This window comes from Ureibacillus sp. GCM10028918 (assembly GCF_042666115.1).
Lineage (GTDB): Bacteria > Bacillota > Bacilli > Bacillales_A > Planococcaceae > Ureibacillus.
This window is the reverse complement of record NZ_JBHTFK010000005.1, coordinates 168,815-190,290: the sequence shown is the minus strand read 5'-3', so window position 1 is coordinate 190,290 and position 21,476 is coordinate 168,815. Positions and strand designations below refer to the sequence as shown.

Annotated in this window: 21 protein-coding genes and 1 riboswitch; of the genes, 19 read left to right on the top strand and 2 right to left on the bottom strand. The window is 37.2% G+C overall.

The annotated features are described in order from the left end of the window. Positions 1–22 precede the first annotated feature (22 nt). From ACFQU5_RS04235 to ACFQU5_RS04175, 13 genes are all read left to right on the top strand, one after another. On the top strand, positions 23–973 hold the full coding sequence (locus ACFQU5_RS04235) for a D-alanyl-D-alanine carboxypeptidase family protein (RefSeq protein WP_390286505.1): 951 nt from the start codon (positions 23–25) through the stop codon (positions 971–973). Positions 974–1,412: 439 nt separating this feature from the next. Beyond that, on the top strand, positions 1,413–2,147 hold the full coding sequence (locus ACFQU5_RS04230; protein WP_390286503.1) for a pseudouridine synthase: 735 nt from the start codon (positions 1,413–1,415) through the stop codon (positions 2,145–2,147). Between the two features lie 108 nt (positions 2,148–2,255). Continuing rightward, positions 2,256–2,801, top strand: coding sequence for a thiol-disulfide oxidoreductase ResA (gene resA / locus ACFQU5_RS04225; protein WP_390285068.1), 546 nt, complete (start codon positions 2,256–2,258; stop codon positions 2,799–2,801). A gap of 5 nt (positions 2,802–2,806) precedes the next feature. Beyond that, on the top strand, positions 2,807–4,462 hold the full coding sequence (locus ACFQU5_RS04220) for a cytochrome c biogenesis ResB family protein (protein WP_390285066.1): 1,656 nt from the start codon (positions 2,807–2,809) through the stop codon (positions 4,460–4,462). Beyond that, positions 4,459–5,649, top strand: a complete 1,191-nt coding sequence (gene ccsB / locus ACFQU5_RS04215; protein ID WP_390285064.1) for a c-type cytochrome biogenesis protein CcsB — start codon at positions 4,459–4,461, stop codon at positions 5,647–5,649. The genes ACFQU5_RS04220 and ccsB overlap by 4 nt, the downstream gene beginning before the upstream one ends. Before the next feature lie 187 nt (positions 5,650–5,836). Then, positions 5,837–6,553, top strand: coding sequence for a response regulator transcription factor (locus tag ACFQU5_RS04210; protein ID WP_390285062.1), 717 nt, complete (start codon positions 5,837–5,839; stop codon positions 6,551–6,553). Then, positions 6,546–8,324, top strand: coding sequence for an ATP-binding protein (locus ACFQU5_RS04205; protein ID WP_390285060.1), 1,779 nt, complete (start codon positions 6,546–6,548; stop codon positions 8,322–8,324). Before ACFQU5_RS04210 ends, ACFQU5_RS04205 begins: the two co-directional genes overlap by 8 nt. A 290-nt stretch (positions 8,325–8,614) precedes the next feature. After that, complete coding sequence (locus ACFQU5_RS04200) at positions 8,615–9,151, top strand: RNA polymerase sigma factor SigX (protein WP_390285058.1); 537 nt, start codon at positions 8,615–8,617, stop codon at positions 9,149–9,151. Then, positions 9,151–10,410 carry a hypothetical protein gene (locus ACFQU5_RS04195; protein ID WP_390285056.1) on the top strand — a complete coding sequence of 420 codons (1,260 nt, stop codon included), beginning with the start codon at positions 9,151–9,153 and terminating at the stop codon, positions 10,408–10,410. Before ACFQU5_RS04200 ends, ACFQU5_RS04195 begins: the two co-directional genes overlap by 1 nt. A gap of 112 nt (positions 10,411–10,522) precedes the next feature. Continuing rightward, positions 10,523–10,694, top strand: a riboswitch (FMN riboswitch). Positions 10,695–10,967: 273 nt separating this feature from the next. Continuing rightward, a complete protein-coding gene (locus ACFQU5_RS04190; protein ID WP_390285054.1) occupies positions 10,968–11,546 on the top strand; it encodes an ECF transporter S component in 579 nt (192 codons plus the stop codon). Positions 11,547–11,972: 426 nt separating this feature from the next. Then, entirely contained in the window at positions 11,973–12,374 is a 402-nt protein-coding gene (locus tag ACFQU5_RS04185) for a MerR family transcriptional regulator (protein WP_390285052.1), read from the top strand. A gap of 50 nt (positions 12,375–12,424) precedes the next feature. Continuing rightward, on the top strand, positions 12,425–13,759 hold the full coding sequence (gene glnA / locus ACFQU5_RS04180; protein WP_390285050.1) for a type I glutamate--ammonia ligase: 1,335 nt from the start codon (positions 12,425–12,427) through the stop codon (positions 13,757–13,759). 150 nt (positions 13,760–13,909) lie between these two features. Further along, positions 13,910–14,611: a peroxiredoxin family protein gene (locus ACFQU5_RS04175; RefSeq protein WP_390285048.1), complete on the top strand. Its 702-nt coding sequence runs from the start codon at positions 13,910–13,912 to the stop codon at positions 14,609–14,611. A 71-nt stretch (positions 14,612–14,682) separates the two neighbouring features. On the opposite strand, the gene ACFQU5_RS04170 is transcribed toward ACFQU5_RS04175, so the two are convergent. Continuing rightward, on the bottom strand, positions 14,683–15,459 hold the full coding sequence (locus tag ACFQU5_RS04170) for an enoyl-ACP reductase FabI (RefSeq protein ID WP_390285046.1): 777 nt from the start codon (positions 15,457–15,459) through the stop codon (positions 14,683–14,685). Positions 15,460–15,747: 288 nt separating this feature from the next. On the opposite strand from ACFQU5_RS04170, the gene ACFQU5_RS04165 reads away from it, so the two are divergent. Together ACFQU5_RS04165 and ACFQU5_RS04160 are read left to right on the top strand one after the other, a co-directional pair. Continuing rightward, positions 15,748–16,089, top strand: coding sequence for a PadR family transcriptional regulator (locus ACFQU5_RS04165; RefSeq protein ID WP_390285044.1), 342 nt, complete (start codon positions 15,748–15,750; stop codon positions 16,087–16,089). After that, on the top strand, positions 16,073–16,744 hold the full coding sequence (locus tag ACFQU5_RS04160) for a DUF1129 family protein (RefSeq protein WP_390285042.1): 672 nt from the start codon (positions 16,073–16,075) through the stop codon (positions 16,742–16,744). Before ACFQU5_RS04165 ends, ACFQU5_RS04160 begins: the two co-directional genes overlap by 17 nt. A 38-nt stretch (positions 16,745–16,782) precedes the next feature. Here ACFQU5_RS04160 and ACFQU5_RS04155 read toward each other — a convergent pair whose 3' ends face one another. Then, a complete protein-coding gene (locus ACFQU5_RS04155) occupies positions 16,783–17,031 on the bottom strand; it encodes a ferredoxin (protein ID WP_390285040.1) in 249 nt (82 codons plus the stop codon). Between the two features lie 105 nt (positions 17,032–17,136). Here ACFQU5_RS04155 and ACFQU5_RS04150 point away from each other — a divergent pair, with 105 nt between their 5' ends. From ACFQU5_RS04150 to ACFQU5_RS04135, 4 genes are all read left to right on the top strand, one after another. Beyond that, positions 17,137–18,180 carry a YpbB family protein gene (locus tag ACFQU5_RS04150; protein WP_390285038.1) on the top strand — a complete coding sequence of 348 codons (1,044 nt, stop codon included), beginning with the start codon at positions 17,137–17,139 and terminating at the stop codon, positions 18,178–18,180. Beyond that, a complete protein-coding gene (locus tag ACFQU5_RS04145; protein ID WP_390285036.1) occupies positions 18,170–19,615 on the top strand; it encodes a RecQ family ATP-dependent DNA helicase in 1,446 nt (481 codons plus the stop codon). The genes ACFQU5_RS04150 and ACFQU5_RS04145 overlap by 11 nt, the downstream gene beginning before the upstream one ends. Before the next feature lie 162 nt (positions 19,616–19,777). Further along, positions 19,778–20,425 carry a LysM peptidoglycan-binding domain-containing protein gene (locus ACFQU5_RS04140; RefSeq protein ID WP_390285034.1) on the top strand — a complete coding sequence of 216 codons (648 nt, stop codon included), beginning with the start codon at positions 19,778–19,780 and terminating at the stop codon, positions 20,423–20,425. 222 nt (positions 20,426–20,647) lie between these two features. Continuing rightward, positions 20,648–21,412 carry a metallophosphoesterase gene (locus tag ACFQU5_RS04135; RefSeq protein ID WP_390285032.1) on the top strand — a complete coding sequence of 255 codons (765 nt, stop codon included), beginning with the start codon at positions 20,648–20,650 and terminating at the stop codon, positions 21,410–21,412. Positions 21,413–21,476 lie beyond the last annotated feature (64 nt).

Below are 21,476 nucleotides of genomic sequence, written 5' to 3'. Positions count from 1 at the left end.
AGTCTTTTTTGCGTTTGTCTGTATGATGGTAGTATTCTTTTCTGTAACACAGGCAGCAAGTGCTTCCTATGCTGTTATTGATGCAGAAACAGGAAGACTATTAGAGGGCAGTAACCCGCATGGTCGTATGCCAATAGCTAGTTTGACGAAAATTTGGACAGCTCTTATTGCGATTGAAAATAGTAACTTGGATGATGAAGTCACAATCTCACAAAAAGCAGCATTAAGTGAGGGGTCTTCGATCTATTTAGAGCCAGGGGAGAAAATTGCGGTCGAAACGTTGCTTTATGGATTAATGCTTAGGTCCGGAAATGATGCAGCTTTTGCGTTAGCAGAGCATGCTGGAGGTTCGCTAGAGGGTTTTGTTGATTTAATGAATGAAAAGGCGGATTTATATGGGTTAAATAATACTGATTTTACAAATCCATCTGGTTTGCATAATGATATTCACCTTTCTTCTGCCTATGATACTGCACAAATGCTAAGAATAGCCTTGCAAAATGAATCATTTAAAAAAATCTCCTCAACAATTAACTATAAGAGTCCTTCTAAAGGTGTGACATGGCAAAATAAACACCGGTTGCTTCGTCAGCAAGTCGGAGCAGTTGCAGGGAAAACTGGTTTTACTAAAGTCGCAGGCCGAACTTTAGCTACGTATTTTGAAGAGGAGAACAAAAAGGTAATCGTCGTAACCTTAAGTGAATCAAATGATTGGCAAGTACATAAAGGGCTTGCAAATAAAATTTTTGATAACTATGAATATGTCACTGTCGCAGATAAAGGAAGCTATCAAGCAACAGAAGATAAATCAGTTGAGTTATCAGAACCAATTTCGATCCTGCTTAATAAAGAGGAAGAAAAAGAAGTACGAAATGTCCTCCATTTGTCGAGAAAACAAGGGCAATTTGGAATATGGCACGTTATGTTAAATGATGAAAGCATTTATGCAACAAGAGTGAATGTAAAAGAATAAATTTGAAATGCTATAAAACTGATTAAGTTGCCAGGCTGTTGGAAAACGTTCGCATACTGTGTTTGTGTCTCGCTCGTCTCCCTTATGAACGAATTGTTTTATTGGGGTCTTCGCTTGGCTATCCGTCTTGTCTGACAAGCGTTTTCCAAGCAGTTTGGATTTTTTCTCTTTATAGCATAGCCTTAAAAAAGTGTAGACAAATTCGACTTTGTCTACACGCTCGGACTGCGAATAAAGCAGTCTTATTTTTTGTATGTTGCGAGAAATTTGTCGAAAATACTTAAACGATAAAGTAATATTATTGCAAAATATATGTATAGTCCTGTCAAAATAGTTAAATAACTTTGGAAATAAGCTGTTTTTCTTTAATATTACAGCAGAATATGACATAATTTTTAGGCAGACTTTATGTGCTTACACGGATGAATGAGGTGGAATGATGGAAAGATTACAGAAAGTAATTGCATATGCAGGTGTCGCGTCAAGGCGAAAGGCAGAGCAATTGATTCTAGAAGGTAAAGTAAAAGTAAACGGTAAAGTGGTAAAAGAACTTGGAACGAAAGTGTCGAATTCAGACACAATTGAAGTGAATGGTGTCAAGCTTGAAAAAGAGGATAAAGTTTACTTCTTACTCTATAAACCAAGAGGTATTATTTCGGCTGTTACAGACGACAAAGGAAGGAAAACGGTAACAGACTTATTTAAAAAACATGTTCACCAACGTATTTTTCCTGTTGGACGACTAGATTATGATACTTCCGGCTTATTATTATTAACGAATGACGGCGAATTTGCTTATCAAATGACACACCCTAAATTCAAGATTGATAAAACATACATTGCTCGAGTAAAAGGTGTACCCACAATTGATGGACTGAAAAAACTGCAGCGCGGCATTAAATTAGAGGATGGTAAAACCGCTCCTGCAAAAGTAAGTATGACTTCTTTTGATGAAAGTGCTGGGAAGGCTATTTGTGAGATTACGATCCATGAGGGCAGAAATCGCCAGGTTCGTCGTATGTTTGAAGCCATTGGAACACCAGTTGTAAAACTTAAACGTGAACGCTTTGCTTTCTTGGATTTAGCAGGTTTAATGCCGGGCGAATATAGAGAACTGACAAAGCATGAAGTGAAATTGCTTCGTGTACTTTCAGACACAGGGAAGATTGAATAACAAGGGTCTGTGAAACGTTCATAAATCATTCAAAAACTAATACAAATGCTTTTTTTCAGTTTGCTATAATGAAAAGGATTGTATAGTTTTCGGGGGAGGAAACGACAGATGGATAAAAAAAAGAAACGTTCAATAACTCGTGGTGCTATTCTTGTTGTTCTTTTAGCAGCAATCGTATATACAGTTTATACCTCTGCGACTAATGATAAAGTTAAAGTTCTGCAAGTTGGCGATAAAGCACCCGATTTTGAACTAGTGGATTTATATGATAACGGTTTAAAGCATCGACTTTCCGATTATGAAGGAAAAGGGATTTTCTTGAATTTCTGGGGAACTTGGTGTGAACCATGCAAAAAAGAAATGCCGGCTATGTCCAATCAGTATGCTCTTTATAAAGAGCAGGGCGTTGAAGTACTAACAGTTAACATTGCTCAAACAGAATTTGAAGTAAAAAAGTTCATTGAAAGCTTAAATGTTGATTTTCCTGTAGCTATTGATAAAACAAAAGCTGTTATGACGGCTTATAATGTTGATTTGTTGCCAGCGACAATCTTGATTAATCCTGAAGGTGAAGTTGAAAAAGTAATTACAGGTGAAATGAACGAAACGCAAATCGCCTCATATATGGAATCAATCAAACCGGAACAGGAGTAATTTATATGGAAAAAATTATTTGTGTTTGTGGTCATGAAAATCCAGTAGGTACCAAACTTTGCGGGAAGTGTGGTCGACCACTAACAGACGAAGCTAAGATGAGCAAAATCGTTGATATGAAATATGACGGTGCTGCGATTCGTTCAAAAACTCGCAATAAATCAATTATTGATAAGATATGGAACTTCTTTTCAAGTGTAAAAGTAGGAATTGCCTTAATTATCATTAATCTTGTTGCATCATCTATCGGAACCATTTTCCCGCAAGAGTTTTATATCAGTGTTTCGACAGAACCTGAAAAAGCTGCTTATTATGAAAAAACATACGGCTCTTTAGGAAAACTATATTATGAACTTGGCCTTTCCGATATATATAGTTCATGGTGGTTCCAAATATTAGTGGGGATGCTTGCGATTTCAATTATTGTTGCAAGTATTGACCGTGGAATTCCGTTGCACCGTTCTCTAAAAAATCAGCGTGTGAAGCGACATGAAAGCTTTATGAAGCGTCAGCGCATTATATCTGAGGGACCGATCACAGAGGGCGATTCAGCGAACACATTAAACTTAATTGAAGAAAAAATGAAGAAGCTAAAATATAAGGTTCGACGGGATGGAAATGCTCTCCTTGCTGAACGTGGCCGATTCTCACGTTATGGTCCATACATAAACCACGTTGGTTTAATTATCTTCCTAGCTGCCGTAATGCTTCGACTCCTTCCTGGGTTCTATGTAGACGAATCTATGTGGGTTCGTGAAGGTGAGATTCGTGCAGTTCCTGGTATGGAAGGTTATTTTATAGAAAATGAAAAATTCATTTTAGAAATGCATGATAATCAAAAGACTGAAAACCAAGAGCTGCAGGGAGTAAACGTTGTTGCTAAAAACTATCAAACTAACGCTAAATTATATAAACAAGCTGATGATGCAGTACCAGGTAAAGCAGATGATTTAGAATTAGTGAAAGAGTATTCAATACGAGTAAATCATCCATTACAACATAATGGCTATTCATTCTATCAAATGGATTTCCGTTTAAATGAAATTAAAGCAATGAACTTCGAACTGACAAACAAGGAAACAGGTGAAGCCTTAGGGGCAGTGAACGTTGACTTAACAAATCCTCAAGATGAGTATGTCATTGACGATCAAACGAAAGTTCAATTGCTAGGTTACTATCCTGACTTCTCTGGATTTGAGGATGGTGAGCCGCAAACAGCAACACCAACACCAAACAATCCAGCATTTATCTTTAAAATGACGACAGCGGAAAAACCAGAGGGCGAAGTAAGCTTTGTGGCTATCCAGCAAACGATTGAACCAAATGGTGATAATGCATACAAAATGGAATTCCAGAGTGTTGAAACAAGAAATATGACTGGATTAACAGTTCATAAAGACAGTTCCATACCATTCCTTGCAATTGGTGGAGCAATCTTCATGATTGGAGTAGCAATTGGTTCTTATTGGAATCATCGTCGTCTATGGGTAGAACAATTAGAAGATGGGTCGATTCGTCTTGCTGCGCATACAAACAAAAATTGGTTTGGTATCAAGAAAGATATAGACGGAGTGGTTGAATTCGCACATCTTCCACAATATATTGATCAGTCTGAAGATGATGAGAGAGAAAAGGAAAAGGAAGGTGACAGCACCTTATGAGTTTAATTAGTTTAAGTGGCAACTTACTGTTTGTAGCATTTATTGCCTACTTGGTTGGGACATTACTATTTGGTGGTGCAATTAAAGGTACTAAGCCAGATGGAGCAGAAAAGCGTGCTGACAAATGGGGGAAATTAGCCTTAATTGTTACGATTATTGGATTCTTAGCTCATTTAGGCTATTTTATCACCCGCTGGATTTATAAAGGACATGCTCCTGTAAGTAATATGTTTGAATTTACTACTGCATTCGGTATGTTCATCATTGCTGCGTTTATTTTAATTTACTATATGTATCGTTTAACAGCACTTGGTCTAGTTGCACTACCGGTTGCTTTATTAATCATCGGTTATGCCGCGATGTTCCCAAATAGTGTGGATCCACTAGTTCCATCACTTCAAAGCTATTGGTTGACAATCCACGTTATTACAGCTGCTATGGGACAATCTATTTTAGCAATTAGTGCTGTAGCGGGATTATTATATTTATTAAAATCCATTGATCCTAAAATAAACTCTAAAAGTCGTTTTTGGATGGAAGCAGTACTCTACTTTGGTGTCTTGGTAGTAGGATTTATTCTTGCAACGGTCATCTTTAAAGGTATTGGGTATGAAGCGAGCTTTACTTATATTGATACGCAAGATGCTGAACAAGAAATAACTTATAGTATGCCAGCTATCTTCGGTATGAATGACTATACACTGCTAACTGAAAATAGTATGGAACCATTGGTTGAAATGCCGGCCGTGATTAATGCCCAAAAGTTAACAACAGTGTTCTGGTCATTTGTCATTGGTACTGCCATCTATCTATTAGTTCGATTAATCACTCGCAGAAGTATTTTGAGCATGCTACATCCTTTGGTACAAAAAGTTAACTTAAACATATTAGATGAAGTTGGATATCGTTCTGTTTTAATCGGGTTCCCTGTATTTACATTGGGGGCACTTGTATTCGCGATGATTTGGGCACAGGAAGCATGGGGCCGTTATTGGGGCTGGGATCCAAAAGAGGTTTGGGCGCTGATCACATGGTTGTTCTATGCTGCATACCTACATTTACGTTTATCAAAAGGGTGGGAAGGGAAAAAATCTGCATGGCTTGCCGTAGTAGGCTTTGCGATTATTCTGTTTAACCTAATTGTCGTAAACTTGGTAATTGCTGGCTTACACTCTTATGCTGCATAAAGGAATTGACAAAGTTCTTCTCATTATTGGGAAGAACTTTCCTTTTTAGAAAGAATATTAACTAACATCATTATTCTGCCTTTATTGCTATAACCTTGGCGTCTAGCCAAGTTTTCTAATATATCCTTTAAATTTATTACATGAAATTGTACAATAGGAAAGAGAAAGAATGAGAGGGGTAAAACCTATGTCTGAAAATATTTCTGTATTAGTAGTAGATGATGAAGACCGTATTCGCCGCTTATTAAAAATGTACCTTGAACGTGAAGGTTATGAAGTAGATGAAGCTGAAAATGGTGAAATGGCCCTTGCTATGGCGTTAGAGAAAGATTACCATTGTATTCTTTTAGATATAATGATGCCAGAAAAAGATGGCCTGCAAGTTTGTGAAGAACTTCGTGAAAACAAAACAACACCAATCATCTTATTAACTGCGAAGGGTGAGGAAGCAAACCGTGTACAAGGGTTTGAACTTGGTGCGGATGATTATATAGTGAAACCATTCAGTCCTCGAGAAGTTATTCTGCGAGTGAAAGCCATTTTACGCCGTTCTTCAGCATTTTCACCCGTTTCAAGTCCGTCTACTTCAAAAGATCTAGTGGTATTCCCACATTTAACAATTGACCATGATGCACACAGAGTATCTGCAGACGGAACAGAAGTGAACTTAACGCCAAAAGAATATGAGTTATTATATTTCTTAGCCAAAGCTCCAGACAAAGTATTTGATCGTGAGCAACTATTAAAAGAAGTATGGCATTACGATTTCTTCGGAGATTTACGTACAGTTGATACACACGTCAAGAGATTGCGCGAAAAGCTAAATCGTGTATCAGAAGATGCAGCAAGTATGATTGTTACTGTTTGGGGCGTAGGTTACAAATTTGAGGTTGTGAATGAATAGGATAATAAGCAGTATTGTCGGGAAGCTATGGTTAACCATATTGCTTCTCGTTTCGTTTGTATTATTCGTCTTTACTGTATTGATGCTGGAGTTTCTGGAAGATTACCACCAAGAACAAGCAGATATTTCCTTAAGGCAAACTGCCTCAACAATTGCCAGTATCGTTGATAATTACGACTTGGAACAGTTAACCGATGAAATTATTAATGAAATGATTACGGAAGATACGAATGCTTTTATCGTTTCACAGGAGAGAGACGTCGTATCTGCCTTTCAAACCGGTTTAAATAGTACAGAGATTCAAAATAATATATTAAAGAATAAAAATTTCAATGAAATTTTCGAATCTACGGAACCGATTTTGGATCGCATGATTTTACCGTCACAGTTGGAAGAAGGTAAAATGGAAACTTATATTGTATTAAGCTATCCTTTAAAAAGCGATGATAAAGTACATGGTGCAATCTTTATCTACCAAAATCCAAGTGCGCTCCATCAAACATCTCAAGAAACAACAAAAATTGTCTTTCTTTCAGCTTTTATCGCGTTTGTATTAACAACATTTTTTGCCTTTTTCCTTTCTTCACGCATCACATGGCCACTTCGAAAAATGCGTGAGCATGCCTTTGAACTGGCGAAAGGAAAATTCGATGAAACCCTGCCTACAACACAAAATGATGAAATTGGGCAATTAGCCGTTGCTTTTAACCAAATGGGACGTCAATTAAAGCATCATTTGGAAGTAATCAATCAAGAAAAAGAGCAATTAGCTAGTGTATTAACATCCATGACAGATAGTGTGATTACATTTAACCGTGATCGAACAATTCTCCTGAGCAATCCACCAGCGGATAAATTACTTCAAAAATGGTTTATCGGAAAAAAAGATGAAAATACTCACCCGATTCCTCAAGAAATTGTTGAAATGTTGGAGCACGTTCTAAGTTTTGAAGATAAGCTAGATGAAGACATTGAAATCGATGGTTCCTATTACCGCATTACAATTAGTCCTTTGAAAAATAGCGAACAATCAATACGAGGAGCCATTGCCGTTATTCGAGACATGACGGAGCGATTACGTTTAGAAAAGTTGCGTTCAGATTTTATCGCCAATGTATCCCATGAGCTTCGTACACCAATTGCAATGCTGCAGGGATATTCGGAAGCTTTACTGGATGATGTTGTTTCTGATGAAGAAGAACGTAATGAAATAACACGAATTATTTATGATGAATCGCAGCGAATGGGCCGACTAGTGAATGATTTACTTGATTTAGCTAGAATGGAGAATGGCCACACAACGCTTTATAAAGATGAAGTTCAAGTAGTTCCCGTGATTGAACGGATTACTCAGAAGTTCACTCAAGTGGCGAAAGAAAAAAAAGTCGAATTGCAATTTAAGACAGGTCTTGCTGAAAATGTACAAATTAGTATGGATGAGGATCGAATTGAACAAGTGCTTACGAATTTGATTGATAACGCGATACGACATACGCCTACAGAGGGTAGTGTAACCGTCTCTTTAGAACAAGAACTATCATCCTTTGCGAAAATCCAGGTAGCGGATACTGGCGAAGGAATTCCGCGCGAGGATTTACCTTATGTTTTTGAACGCTTTTATAAAGCGGACAAAGCGAGGACACGCTCTAAAGGTGGAACTGGCCTGGGACTTGCCATTGCAAAAAATATTGTGGAAGCGCACAAAGGAAATATTCGTGTGGATAGTGAAGTGGGACACGGAACAACCTTTACTTTCTATCTGCCTTTATAAAAATATTATCAGTAATCTTGCCTTATTACAGTTGCCCTTATGAGATAAGTGGAAGTTGCATTTATGCATTTAGGAAATTTAAAACCTTGCTTGGCTGTAAAGTTGGGGTATCTCTAAAGTAGTATGTGAATATGACTTTAGGGATACCCTTTTTGTATAAACTCCATTTTTTGATAATAATTTCAATTAGTACCGTCATGCTAATGCTTTTTGAAATAGTGGAAGAGGGCACAATTTTCCTGAAACTATTTTACTTCGAATACGACAAATTTTATAAGAACGGGGGTGGCATGGTGAAAGAATCCATATTCCATCGTTTGTATGATTTATACCATCAGGATGTGTTCCAATTTTTAATTTATATGGTCAAAAATCGTTCGGTTGCAGAAGATTTATCCCATGAGGTTTATGTGAGGGTATTAAAATCTTATGAGCGATTTGAAGGGAAAAGCTCTGAAAAAACATGGCTATTTGCCATTGCCAAAAATGTAGCAATAGACTATTTCAGGAAAAGTGCGGTCCGTTCCTCACATGCTTTTGATGCGTTCGATTGGGAGACGGACAATCTGGTTTCTCCTATAAAATCTCCGGATATATTAACCGAGTTGAATGATGAAATGCGTGAATTATTAGAGGCATTGGAAAAATGTACAGGGGATCAAAAAATGGTCATTATTATGCGATATTTTCAGGAATTATCGATTGCTGAAACAGCTACAATTTTAAATTGGACAGAAGGCAAGGTTAAAACAACACAGCATCGAGCCATCAATAAGCTACGTGAAATATTGGTAAATACGTCTGAAGCAAAGGAGGCAAATCACTGATGAATCATGATAAATGGGAAGATGGCAAAATAGAAGACTTACTGGGAAAAGTACCAAAGATTCATGATCAACGTTCTAAAGAAGACGTTTTTAAACGTTTAAAAGAGGACGGTCTTTTTGATGAGGAGCCTTTACGTACTAATACTAATACTAATACTAATACTAATACACAAAAACCGAAACAACGGAAAAAGTTGACTTGGGTGCCAATTGCCGTTTCAATCGCTGCTGTCTTATTACTGGCTATCCTGGTACCTTCATTTATGAATCTACCTTCTTCATCCGATTCTGCTGAGGAAAGTGCAGTTACATCTGAATCTAGTGATATGAGCGGTATGCAAAAAGAAATGAAGATTACTGAATCGACAACAGAAGAGTCGGCAATGAGTATGATGAATACGGAGGGGGGAGATCTTCGTACGGCTGCTTACCCTGAAGAGATTGAGGGGAAAACAGTGTTTAAATTAGGATTGGCTAGTGATGCTGCGGATAGCTTGCCCATCACTGTATTAATTCCAGATGACATAATTCAAAAGGATTTTGGCAATGTTACGCCAACAGGAGTGGAACTCTATAATCGTTACGCACCTCTGTTTAACGAAAGTGCAATAGGTTTTACGGAATATCATCCGTATGCCGGGACAATTACTGAATTAGGTGATGGAGTAATCCATACTTTACCACACGATCAACAATATGATATGGCATCCGGAACGCTAACAACGTATTTCGCATCATTAATTGATACTTTTAGTTATTCATATGATGAAGTTGCTTTATTAAATGAAGAAGGTTCTGCTTTTGTTTTTAGTGAAGTGGGGGAACCCAGTACGCCGATTGCTCTAAATAGCGAGACAACTCAATATAATTACTTTAGGCATACACAAAGTGACGGTACAACCTATTTGGCTCCAAATTTTAGAGAAGCCTTCTCTGCTGTAGATGAAGCAATTATTGCTATGAAAGAAGAAACGAATGATATATACAAGTCCGTCATTTTACCGGGAATAGATTATGAAGTAACGGTTGAAAATCAATTAGTGACCGTCAGATTCACTGAAGAAGTTGATCTGGATAGTTTTGATGGCGTGCAAGCGATGCAAATGATTGAGGGGATTTTGTTGACTGCAGCGAGTTTTGATATGAATGTACAATTTGAAAATGTAGTACAAACCGAATGGCAAGGGTTTGATTTTTCAACAGTACTTCCTAAGCCGATTGGAGCAAATGAAATTTCTTATTGGACAGTTTATCGATAATAGTTACCATACCGAAAAATGTCTAGTAGTTGAGTAGGATTAACTTATTTTCCATCTTTACATCATCTCAAAATCAAGATATAATGAGACTGTAACATAAAATTTAATATTGATTCATCTTCGGGGCAGGGTGAAATTCCCGATCGGCGGTAATAGAAGCTGCAATTTCTGACCATTAACTTGGAGGATTTTGCATAAAGTTTCTTCAGCCCGCGAGCTTATTATGAGCAGGATTTGGTGCGATTCCAAAGCCGACAGTATAGTCTGGATGGGAGAAGGTGAAGGTACGGTCTCTTTTCGTTATTTAAAGGAAGCTGTGCGTAAAAAAAGTATTGCAAATGCGATAATTACGTATTTACTATACTATTTTTTGAGTATCTTTTTTTAGCTTAGAATGCGATGCTCATTTAACGTGCAATTTCTCTTTTTTTCAATGTGCCTAAACTCTCCCTTATGCTAATTTGCGTAGGGGATTTTATTATGTTCATTGAAAATGAATAATTGAAAGGCTGTCCTTTCTTCTAGCTTAGTTGAATCAGCAAAGAGGAGAGATTATGATGGTAAATCAAAAGCTCAAGTTGCGTTCATTCGTCACAGTCGCAATGTTAAGTAGTATCTCATTCATACTAATGCTACTTAATTTTCCGTTGCCGTGGTTTCCGGTATTTTTACAAATTGATTTCAGTGATGTTCCTGCATTAATTGCTACAATTACAATGGGACCGGTTGCTGGTATTTTAGTAGAATTATTCAAAAACATTTTAGACTGGATTTTTTCCGGTACACCAACAGGAGTTCCGGTAGGGCATATGGCAAACTTTGCAACAGGTCTTTTATTCATTCTGCCTGTCTACTATATCTATAAAAAGTTCCCTACAATTAAAGGGTTAAGCTTTGGTCTAGTGGCTGGTACAGTAATCATGTCAGTAGGTATGAGTCTATTAAATTATGTAGCGTTTTTACCTATGTATACTTACTTCCTTGGATGGGGTAGTTTTGATATGAAAGAAACGATTGTATTAGGGATTCTGCCATTTAATATGATTAAAGGTATTATGCTCATGGTTATTGTGATTTTGCTGTTCCGTACCATGAAAGTATGGATCGAAAATCAAAGAGCACAATATTTATTATAAATAGATTTCGAAGCTGTTCATTAAGTCGACTAAAACGACTTAATGAGCGGCTTTTTTGTTGTTAAATTAGGGATAGAGTTTGTGAAAAGCAGTCTGTAGTAGTTTTGGAACCAAATTATGAGATGAATATAGAAAAAAAGGTATCGAGGTGTGTCTTGGTGCTTCGGATAGCTTGAAAATAAGAGAAAAAACATTTCTAACACCAAATGAAAGCTCCTTGTAAACTTACATATGGCAAAACAACTACTTAGAAAAATCAGTAAACTCATCGATCGGACCTTGTAAACCTTACAGTCTGTAGGTTTTCTGTTTCATCTAAAAATTAGATGAATAAAATCTAATTTTTGTATGTTATTTTTTCTAACATAGTATTGATATTATAAATAACATAGATTAGAATAAACGTATGAAAGGGAGGCGATGTGGATGAGTCGAGAGTTTCGAAGAGCAATGCCGTTACTCCCTATTAGCATGGTTATGCAATTAACGGAGTTAACTGCGAGGCAAATTCGGTATTACGAAGAACATAAGCTAATTGAACCTGCAAGATCCGAGGGTAATCGTAGAATGTTCTCACTTGACGATGTAGATGCATTATTAGAAATTCGAGAACTTCTTGACCAGGGAATTAACATGGCAGGAATAAAAAAAGTATTCGATATGAGAAAAAACAATAACAACCATGTTAAATCCTCCAATAAAATGGCAATTTCAGATTCAGAGCTTCGCGCGATATTGCGTGAAGAGATGCAGCAAGCACAAATTATGCAAAAGGCTTCATTAAGACAAGGAGATTTATCTCGCTTTTTCCAAGCGAAGGGTGAGTAAATTATATTTTGAATTTTTTAATAATTTATAATATTAGGAGAGTGGATTAATTGGTTAAGTACACAAAAGAAGACATTAAACAAATCGTTAAAGATGAGGGTGTAAAATACATTCGTCTACAATTTACCGACATCCTGGGTACTATTAAAAACGTAGAAATTCCATTAAGCCAATTAGACAAAGCATTAGATGACAAAATGATGTTCGATGGTTCATCAATTGAAGGTTTCGTACGTATTGAAGAATCTGATATGTACTTAAAGCCAGACTTAGATACATTTGTAATCTTCCCATGGACTGCTGAAAAAGGGAAAGTAGCTCGACTAATCTGTGACATTACAAATCCAGATGGCACACCATTCGCAGGAGATCCACGAGCAAACTTAAAACGCGTATTAGCTAACATGGAAGAGTTAGGCTTCACTAGCTTTAACTTAGGACCTGAGCCAGAATTCTTCTTATTTAAATTAGATGAAAAAGGCGAGCCAACATTGGAATTGAATGATGATGGTGGTTACTTCGACTTAGCGCCAACTGACCTTGGCGAAAACTGCCGTCGTGATATCGTGTTGGAACTAGAGGAAATGGGCTTTGAAATCGAAGCATCTCATCATGAGGTAGCTCCTGGTCAACACGAAATTGACTTCAAATATGCAAACGCAGTAGAAGCTTGCGACAACATTCAAACATTCAAGTTAGTTGTTAAAACAATTGCCCGTAAACATGGTTTACATGCAACATTCATGCCAAAACCATTATTTGGTGTCAACGGATCTGGAATGCACGCGAATCTTTCATTATTTAGTGGCGACAAAAACGTGTTCTTCGATGAAGATGCAGAGTTGCAATTATCAGATACTGCACGTTCGTTCATGGCTGGAATCATGAAACACGCAAAAGCATTCACAGCGGTAACCAACCCATTAGTAAACTCTTATAAACGTTTGGTACCAGGATACGAAGCGCCATGTTACATCGCTTGGTCAGCCCGCAATCGTTCACCATTAATCCGTATCCCGGCATCTCGTGGTCTATCTACACGTGTTGAATTGCGTTCAGTAGACCCAGCAGCTAACCCATACTTGGCTTTAGCCGTTCTTCTAGAAGCAGGTTTAGATGGAATCCGTAATGGTTTAACACCACCGGCACCAGTAGATCGCAATATCTATGTGATGAATTCTGCCGAGTTAAAAGAAAACGGAATTGAGAGCTTGCCAGGTTCTCTACATGAAGCTCTTTCTTACTTAGAAGAAGATGAAGTAATCAAATCAGCACTTGGAGAGCACATCTATTCTAACTTCAAAGAAGCAAAAGAAATTGAATTCGATATGTTCCGTACTGCCGTTCATCCTTGGGAACGCGATCAATATTTAAAAATGTATTAATATGATCATGCATGGAAACCGTCTCTTTCTCTGAGGCGGTTTTTTTGCATCTCCAATACAATTAAGGGAAACGTCACTTAAACTTCTCTCATTTTACAAGACTTCACTCATATACTTGTAGAAGTATAAGTTTGAAAGTAGGTGAATAGTTTGCCCTCAAAGAAAATCGTAACGATATGCATCTCATTACTCATTTTGGCAGGGGTGATTTATACAATTGCAACAAATATATATATTGTAAAAGAGAGACAAATGGTAGGTGAAGAATTGGAAACTTCTTCACTTGTTGAACAAGGACAGCCCCTTGACCAAAGTGTATCCGTCAATACCGAAAAGGGGACGGATGAGTACCAATCAGTTGAAGAACCAGAAGTTTCTGATTCTGCTACAGATGAAGAACATAACCAACAATTTGAACAAGACACAGGAACCCGTACTATAAGTGTTGCAGCACCTAATTTCGAACTGAGAAGTTTAGCTGAAGATAAAGTGAGATTGTCGGACTTTAAAGGGAAAAAGGTTGTGATCAACTTTTGGGCTACGTGGTGTATACCGTGTGTAGAGGAAATGCCTGCTATGCAAAATTTCTATGACGAACATGCAGCTATGGGGAATGTAGAGATTCTTGCTGTTAATGCTACTGATAAAGAGTCGAATACGGATATAGTCAAGCAGTTTGTCCAGGAATTCGGTATCAGTTTCCCTATTTTATTAGATGAAAAAGGGGATGTTTTATTTAACTACGAGGTCCTTACTCTTCCAACAAGTCTGATCATTGATGAACAGGGAATGGTCGTTGAGCAAATTTTAGGACCGGTCACGGAGGAATTATTAGTTGAGAAACTGCTTTAGCAATACTAATCATTATTAGTTGCCAAAAAATAGGACTAGCTTTTGCGTACTGCAATCGCTAGTCCTAAAAATTAACCTAAAATATTGTAACCAGAATCCACGAATATTGTTTCGCCTGTAACCCCACGTGATAGGGCACTCAGCATTACAAGAGTCATATCTGCTACTTCTTCCTGGTTGGTATTGCGTTTTAGTGGTGATGTCTCTTCGATTTTATGAAGAATCGTGTTGAAGCTTGGTACACCTTTTGCAGCTAAAGTACGAATTGCCCCTGCTGAAATGGCATTTACACGAATTCCTTCTGCTCCAAGATCCGCTGCAAGGTAACGCATAGCTGCTTCAAGTGCTGCCTTCGCAACCCCCATTACATTATATCCATCAAGAACGCGTTGACCTCCTAAGTAACTCATTGTTACAATCGAGCCACCTTCAGTCATAAATGGACGTGCGGCATTGGCTACTGCCACTAATGAGTAGGCACTTGTATCCTGTGCGAATGCATAGCCCTCACGAGTTGTTTCTACAAAGCGATTTTTCAGGTCCTCTGCATGGGCAAAAGCAACTGAATGTACAATCCCGTGTATTGTACCAAACTGTTCTCCGATTTGCGAAAATGCTTTTTCAATGCTTTCATCGCTATTAACATCACATTCAATTACTGCTGTGTTATAGTCTGTATAATTTTCTAATACCTTTTCAATTTTCCCTTTTGAACGCTCTTTACGGTAAGTGAAAATAACGTTTGCTCCAACTTCAAGAAGTTTTTTTGCAATTCCCCATGCAATGCTTCGTTCATTGGCAACGCCCATTACAACAATATTCTTGTCTTTCAATTGTAATAAATCCATCCGAGGATCCCCTTTGCTAAATAAATTTTACATCAGTTATTAGTACCAACTACTAATGTTGAGTTTAACAGTTCAATAGACAAAAATCAAGAAGAGAGTAGTAACTTGTAATACAAAGTAGTTGATCGCTATGTTGCATTGCAATATACTGTACTTAACTACTTTATATAGCAAGATAGCTTGTGTCAGATAAAATAACGTAAAGCTTTCTAAATTGATCTAGGGAAACGATAAAGGGCTTGGCGCTAAACTAGTTATTTGAAAAAGTGGGACAGTGAGGTGAATGATTTGTCCATTCGAAGCCAGCTATTAAAGGGAATCTTGGATGGTTGCGTATTAGCCATCATCGAAAAAGAAGAGATATATGGGTACGAATTATCCCAGAAATTGCAGGCTTACGGTTTAAAAGATATCAGTGAAGGAACGATATATCCCGTATTATTAAGGTTGCAAAAGAGTAAGTGGATTATAGGTACGATGCGTCCATCAGATAGTGGACCAAATAGAAAATATTATTCCTTAACAAAAGAAGGGAAGGAAAACCTGGATTTAATTCGAAATGAATGGTTTCTATTAAACGCCCCGATTACAAAAATATTAAGAGGTGATGAGGATGCAAGTAACCGTTAAAGAACTCGTTCAGCAAAATAATGAGAAACGTAAAATCTTAACGCCCGAAAATCAAGAGTATTACGAAAATATGCTTGTCTATATTCGAACAAATGCATTGAAAGGTGAACGAGCGACAGAAGAAGTACTGCTTGAAATGTTGGATCATTTATTAGAGGCACAAAGGGAAGGAAAGAAGGCAGAGGATGTCTTTGGTAAATCACCAAAGGAGCTGGCAGAAGAAATTATTAAAACTCTGCCAAAAGAATCTTTTAAGGATATGCTCGATTTTATACTTGAAATGGTATTTACATTATTTGGCTGGTACTTGGCAATTGGAGGTCTATTCCCATTAATCACAAAGCAGAATCAAACGATTCATTCAGGATCTCTACTGCTTGCGGGAGTGCTCTTAATTTCTAGTGTGGTCGTATTGCTTTACTTTCTATTTGGCATTATTAAAAGAAATGCGTTTGAAGAGAAAAGGAAGAAAAATAAAGTTAATTGGTTGCTTGGGTTGCTTTTTGCTCTATTGTTCGTAAGTGGAGTTAGTGTGAATTTCATTGTAGAACCATTTGGACCAACCATTACAATATCTTACTTAGTTCAATTTGGTCTAGGCTGTTTCTTTTTATTAGCTGCATTTTTGTATAAAAAATCACGAGAATCGAAGTAAAAAAAAGAGGTTGGACTCAGCTTGCCAACCTCTTTTCATTATTCATATTTTAATGGGTCGCCTTCGAATGATTCTTCAGCAACTTTGATTGAATCAGTAGGGCAGCCTTCAAATGCATCCTGCATGTCTTCTAGTAAATCTTCTGGTACTTCGGTTGTACCCATGTTATCATCAATAATAACGAAGGCGATTCCTTCATCATCATAATCATAAATATCTGGGGCTGCAGCACCACAAGCGCCACAAGCAATACATGTATCTTTATCTACGATTGTAAATTTTGGCATGTTTTTCTCTCCTTTTTCACGTGCGCTTCCAATTAAAGCTTCTCATCTATTCTAAATCTGTTTAATTTACTTTTCAACCTAATAGTTTGAAATGGGGGGTTGATTTTGATTTTCCATCAAATTCTTTTACAAATTTTCTACAATTTTAACCAGGAACGGTCCATCTCTGCACCATTCCATTTACTTAGAGGAAAACGCTCTGGTCAAACCGTGCAGGATGTTGGGATTTATCATTTACATAATTATTTCGGGATTTTACCAAAGTTATCGAGAAATATGTATGATAAGGAATTGTCTGTATTAATAGAAGACCAATATCTCGTCGTTAAAGATGATGGATTTTATGAATTAACAAAAAAAGCAACGGAACGTATTATAGACATGCAGAGTCTCTCATTTGATGGTTGGCATTACCGAGGGAATGAGCATGAATTCTTTTCTAGATTATCGTTGATAGTCCAAACATTATCTCATCAGAAGGCCAATCAGATGACCTTTATCCCTATTCAGAAGGAAGAACAGGTTCAACAATGGACAAGAAATTTTCTAAAAGCAAATCATTATCAGGATGGTCAATTACAACAAAGTTTATTAATTGAAATCAATAACAGTCTAGAACAAACCGCTATTGAAGAATTGGGAAAAAATATACTCATGCTTCGATTATCAGGTTTTGAATCAGCAGGTCTAACTTGGCAACAAATTAGTTTCCAAGTAAATCTAAACGAGATGGATTTACAATTAACTTATATTGCATCCTTACATAATTGGATTAATGAAATTTTAGTTTATAGTGGGCAATTTCCACTGTTATTCCAAATGGTGGAGGATATCCGCATCAAAAATCCTCTGACAGGATCTGCATTTCAATCGGCTGAGCTTTTTAATAATGGCCATTCCATCGAACAAATTAGCAGGATTCGAAGGTTAAAGATGAGTACGATAGAAGACCATATTGTGGAACTCGCTATGAACGAACCACAATTTAATGTTGAGCAGTTCGTATCTGGTGAGGATATTAAAAAGGTTTTAACAGCAGTGGATGATTATAATACGAGGAAGTTAAAAGTCTTGCATGAGGTTGTCCCTCATCTTTCCTATTTTCAATTAAGACTTGTACTAGCAAGAGGTGAACGTGTTGAAGCTTGAGACAATCTTAAATAAATTTTTCGGCTATACAAATTTCCGCCCAGGCCAAAAAGAAGTGATCGAAAAGGTACTAGATGGACAAGACGTAGTGGCATTATTGCCGACTGGAATGGGAAAATCTCTTTGTTACCAACTACCAGGCTATATTTTTAATAAGCCGGTATTAATCATCTCGCCGCTTCTTTCCCTGATGCAGGACCAGGTGGATCAAATGAAGCAATTTAAGGAAAAGCGAGTCATCGCATTGAATTCGTTTTTAAACCCTGCACAAAAAAGAGCAACGATCCAACATTTACATGATTATCGTTTTATATTTATTTCTCCCGAGATGATGCTTCAAGAGCAGGTTCAACATAAATTGAATTCCATGGAGCTCTCTTTAATTGTAGTAGATGAAGCCCATTGCATCTCTCAGTGGGGATTTGATTTTAGACCCGATTATTTACGTATTGGACAAGTGATCGCAAAAGAAAATCGCCCTCCCATCTTGGCATTGTCAGCAACAGCTACAGATAAGGTGCTTGGTGATATTGAAAGTTATTTGAGTATGGAAAATCCTTATAAGTTTATCCATTCTGTAGATCGACCTAATATTCACTTAGGTAAAATACAGTTTCAAAGTAGAGAAGATAAAATTGAGTGGCTACTTGATCATGTTACGAAAACAGCTGCTCCAGGCATCATATATACACAGTCCAGGTCAAAAACAGAAAGCCTTGGCAGGAGATTGCTTCAAGCAGGAATAGCTTGTGCTGCTTATCATGGTGGAATGGAGCCGTTGGATAGGCAATTTATCCAACAACAGTTCATAGATGGCTCTATTGAATGGATTGTAGCAACAAATGCCTTTGGTATGGGGGTTCATAAGCAGGATGTTCGTCAAGTCATCCATGAATCCCTTCCTTCTAATATGGCCAATTACATGCAGGAAATTGGGAGGGCAGGAAGAGATGGCAAAGATTCGCTCGCCATCTTGCTATATGCAGAGGGTGACGAAGAGCTTGCGAAGTTTGTAGGAATCGATGATTACCCGGTAGATGCCCATGTTGATAGTTATATTAATTATCGAATAAGAAATGAACTCCCGACTTCAATGATTCATAATGGCGAAATTTCCGAAACAGCATTTCGTGTGTTGGATTATTGGATGCATCAGCTTCAGCCAGCCCAAGTAAAACAGCGTTTAACTTCGATGAAATATGAAAAAATTAGATCTGTCGAAGAAGTAATGAAATTGATCAATACAGATACTTGCATGAGGGAAAAGCTTGTCCATTATTTTGGCCAAACTTTAGAAAACAGACCAAGCGATTGCTGTCAGTGCTGTGGAATTGATTATGAAAATATTATTCAATCACGCAAAATGAACGAGTCTACTTCTATCGTATTGAACTGGAAAAATAGAATTGAAAAACTATTACTCGGTAATTCTTAAACTGTGCGTTTGCGGAAAGTTTTAAGTAGAAAAACTATTTTCCGCATTCTACCAACTTTATTAATTTATCGACATAAATCTCTTAAATTTTCCAATCCTATCATTTACTTTTTAGAGAAATTTCGTCATAATTAGGGAAAGATAGTGTTGGAGGTGGTACTCATGAGTAATGGAGATTACAGAGAGAAAATTGAAGAGCATCGTCAATCCATTGAATTAGAAGACCAACAAAGCTCTAGAATGTCACGCTCACGTCAAAAAGGTAAAAAGAAAAAGAAAAATAGAAAAAATCCACTATTGAATATTCTTCTATTTGTACTACTGGGTATTCCTTTTGCGTTATTAATTTACGTATCATTCTTTTATACTCCAGCAGATACTGATGTAGCAGAAGTGGAAGAAAACGGTTCAGTAGTAGAGGTCCAAAAAAATAATACAGTCTCTGCTAGCGGCAATAAAACGGATGAACCAAAGATTGAACAGACTGAAGATGACTCAACAACGAAAGTGAATGAAAGTGCCGATGATAAAGAGGCCATAGTTGTGGAGCAGGCTGACGTGGAAGCCGAAAAAGCAGAGCAAGCTAAGGTAGAACAAGAAAAGCTGGCAAAACAACAAGAACAACAAGAGCAGCAAGAACAAAAAGAAGAGCAGGCTGACGCTGGTACACATACTGTACAGCCGAACGAAAACTTATTCCGCATCGCATTAAAGTACTACAATGATGCAAGTGGTGTTGATAAAATTATGGAAGCAAATAATTTATCATCAAACAGCATTTCTGTTGGACAAACATTAATTATTCCATAAACGAGCAAAAGAAAATTCTAGAGTAGACTAAAGAATGTTAACCATTCCTTTAGTCTTTTTTTGGCTGAAAGTCATGCAATGATTATGGCTTTTTTGAGTATTTTACTAATGGAATATGATAAAATGTTGTGAAGTAACTTCAGTAGCTTTTTTAAATTACTCATTATATAAATTGAGTGTAATTAGTTTGTGTATTTTTTTAGGAAGAAAGGGGGAGTGGGAGTGTTTGAGCTATTCATCATCGTGGTTGTCATCTTACTTGCATTTTTACTTTTAATGCTCAAGCAAGCTTCGGAAAACAATCTGCTTTACCATGATGTCGTTTTAGATGGACAAAAAGAGCGGGCAGCTCTGTTTTTTATTTCTGATGTACATTTAAGAAAAATTAATGAAAAGATGCTCCGTAAAATTGATAGAAAAATTGATGCAGTCATTATCGGTGGGGATTTTGCCGATAAACGTACACCGATTGATCGAATTTATGACAACATTGAGTTGTTGCAAACATTAGGACCAGTCTATTTTGTTTGGGGTAATAATGACAGAGAAGTTGGAGAGACAACGTTGCGGAAAATTTTCAACGAAAAAAACGTAACGATACTTGAAAATAATGCTATATTGATCCAATCTCTACGGAACCGATTTTGGTTAAGTGCCATCGATGATCCATCCTCAAAAAATGTAAGATACAGTCAAACTTTTAAAAAATGCAGGGAAGGGGATCCTGTTATTTTTATTTCCCATAATCCCGAAGTTTTTTCATTTGTACGGCAAAATTATAATGCCAACATTATGATGGGCGGTCATTTACACGGCGGGCAAATTCGATTTGGACCTTACGGGATTCATCCTCATGGGTCTTTTTCTATGCGTGAAGGAGTAGCGACGCTGATTAGTAATGGGTATGGTACTACCGCAATTCCATTAAGATTTGGTGCAAAGCCGCAATGCCATGTCATTGACTTGCACTTCCAAAATAGGAATTAGTTTGGAGCAGAAAAAAAGCAGTATAGTAATAGTAGGATTTTTATATTGTTGGCAACCAAATTTG

What these genes read in the sequence shown, in the direction of transcription:
- ACFQU5_RS04235 (WP_390286505.1), top strand. Translation starts at nt 23, where the DNA reads ATGATGGTAGTATTCTTTTCTGTAACACAGGCAGCAAGTGCTTCCTAT.
- ACFQU5_RS04140 (WP_390285034.1), top strand. Translation starts at nt 19,778, where the DNA reads ATGAGTAATGGAGATTACAGAGAGAAAATTGAAGAGCATCGTCAATCC.
- ACFQU5_RS04205 (WP_390285060.1), top strand. Translation starts at nt 6,546, where the DNA reads ATGAATAGGATAATAAGCAGTATTGTCGGGAAGCTATGGTTAACCATA.
- ACFQU5_RS04220 (WP_390285066.1), top strand. Translation starts at nt 2,807, where the DNA reads ATGGAAAAAATTATTTGTGTTTGTGGTCATGAAAATCCAGTAGGTACC.
- ACFQU5_RS04210 (WP_390285062.1), top strand. Translation starts at nt 5,837, where the DNA reads ATGTCTGAAAATATTTCTGTATTAGTAGTAGATGATGAAGACCGTATT.
- ACFQU5_RS04190 (WP_390285054.1), top strand. Translation starts at nt 10,968, where the DNA reads ATGGTAAATCAAAAGCTCAAGTTGCGTTCATTCGTCACAGTCGCAATG.
- ACFQU5_RS04170 (WP_390285046.1), bottom strand. Translation starts at nt 15,459, where the DNA reads ATGGATTTATTACAATTGAAAGACAAGAATATTGTTGTAATGGGCGTT.
- resA (WP_390285068.1), top strand. Translation starts at nt 2,256, where the DNA reads ATGGATAAAAAAAAGAAACGTTCAATAACTCGTGGTGCTATTCTTGTT.
- ACFQU5_RS04160 (WP_390285042.1), top strand. Translation starts at nt 16,073, where the DNA reads ATGCAAGTAACCGTTAAAGAACTCGTTCAGCAAAATAATGAGAAACGT.
- ACFQU5_RS04185 (WP_390285052.1), top strand. Translation starts at nt 11,973, where the DNA reads ATGAGTCGAGAGTTTCGAAGAGCAATGCCGTTACTCCCTATTAGCATG.
- ACFQU5_RS04230 (WP_390286503.1), top strand. Translation starts at nt 1,413, where the DNA reads ATGGAAAGATTACAGAAAGTAATTGCATATGCAGGTGTCGCGTCAAGG.
- ACFQU5_RS04195 (WP_390285056.1), top strand. Translation starts at nt 9,151, where the DNA reads ATGAATCATGATAAATGGGAAGATGGCAAAATAGAAGACTTACTGGGA.
- ACFQU5_RS04155 (WP_390285040.1), bottom strand. Translation starts at nt 17,031, where the DNA reads ATGCCAAAATTTACAATCGTAGATAAAGATACATGTATTGCTTGTGGC.
- ACFQU5_RS04200 (WP_390285058.1), top strand. Translation starts at nt 8,615, where the DNA reads ATGGTGAAAGAATCCATATTCCATCGTTTGTATGATTTATACCATCAG.
- ccsB (WP_390285064.1), top strand. Translation starts at nt 4,459, where the DNA reads ATGAGTTTAATTAGTTTAAGTGGCAACTTACTGTTTGTAGCATTTATT.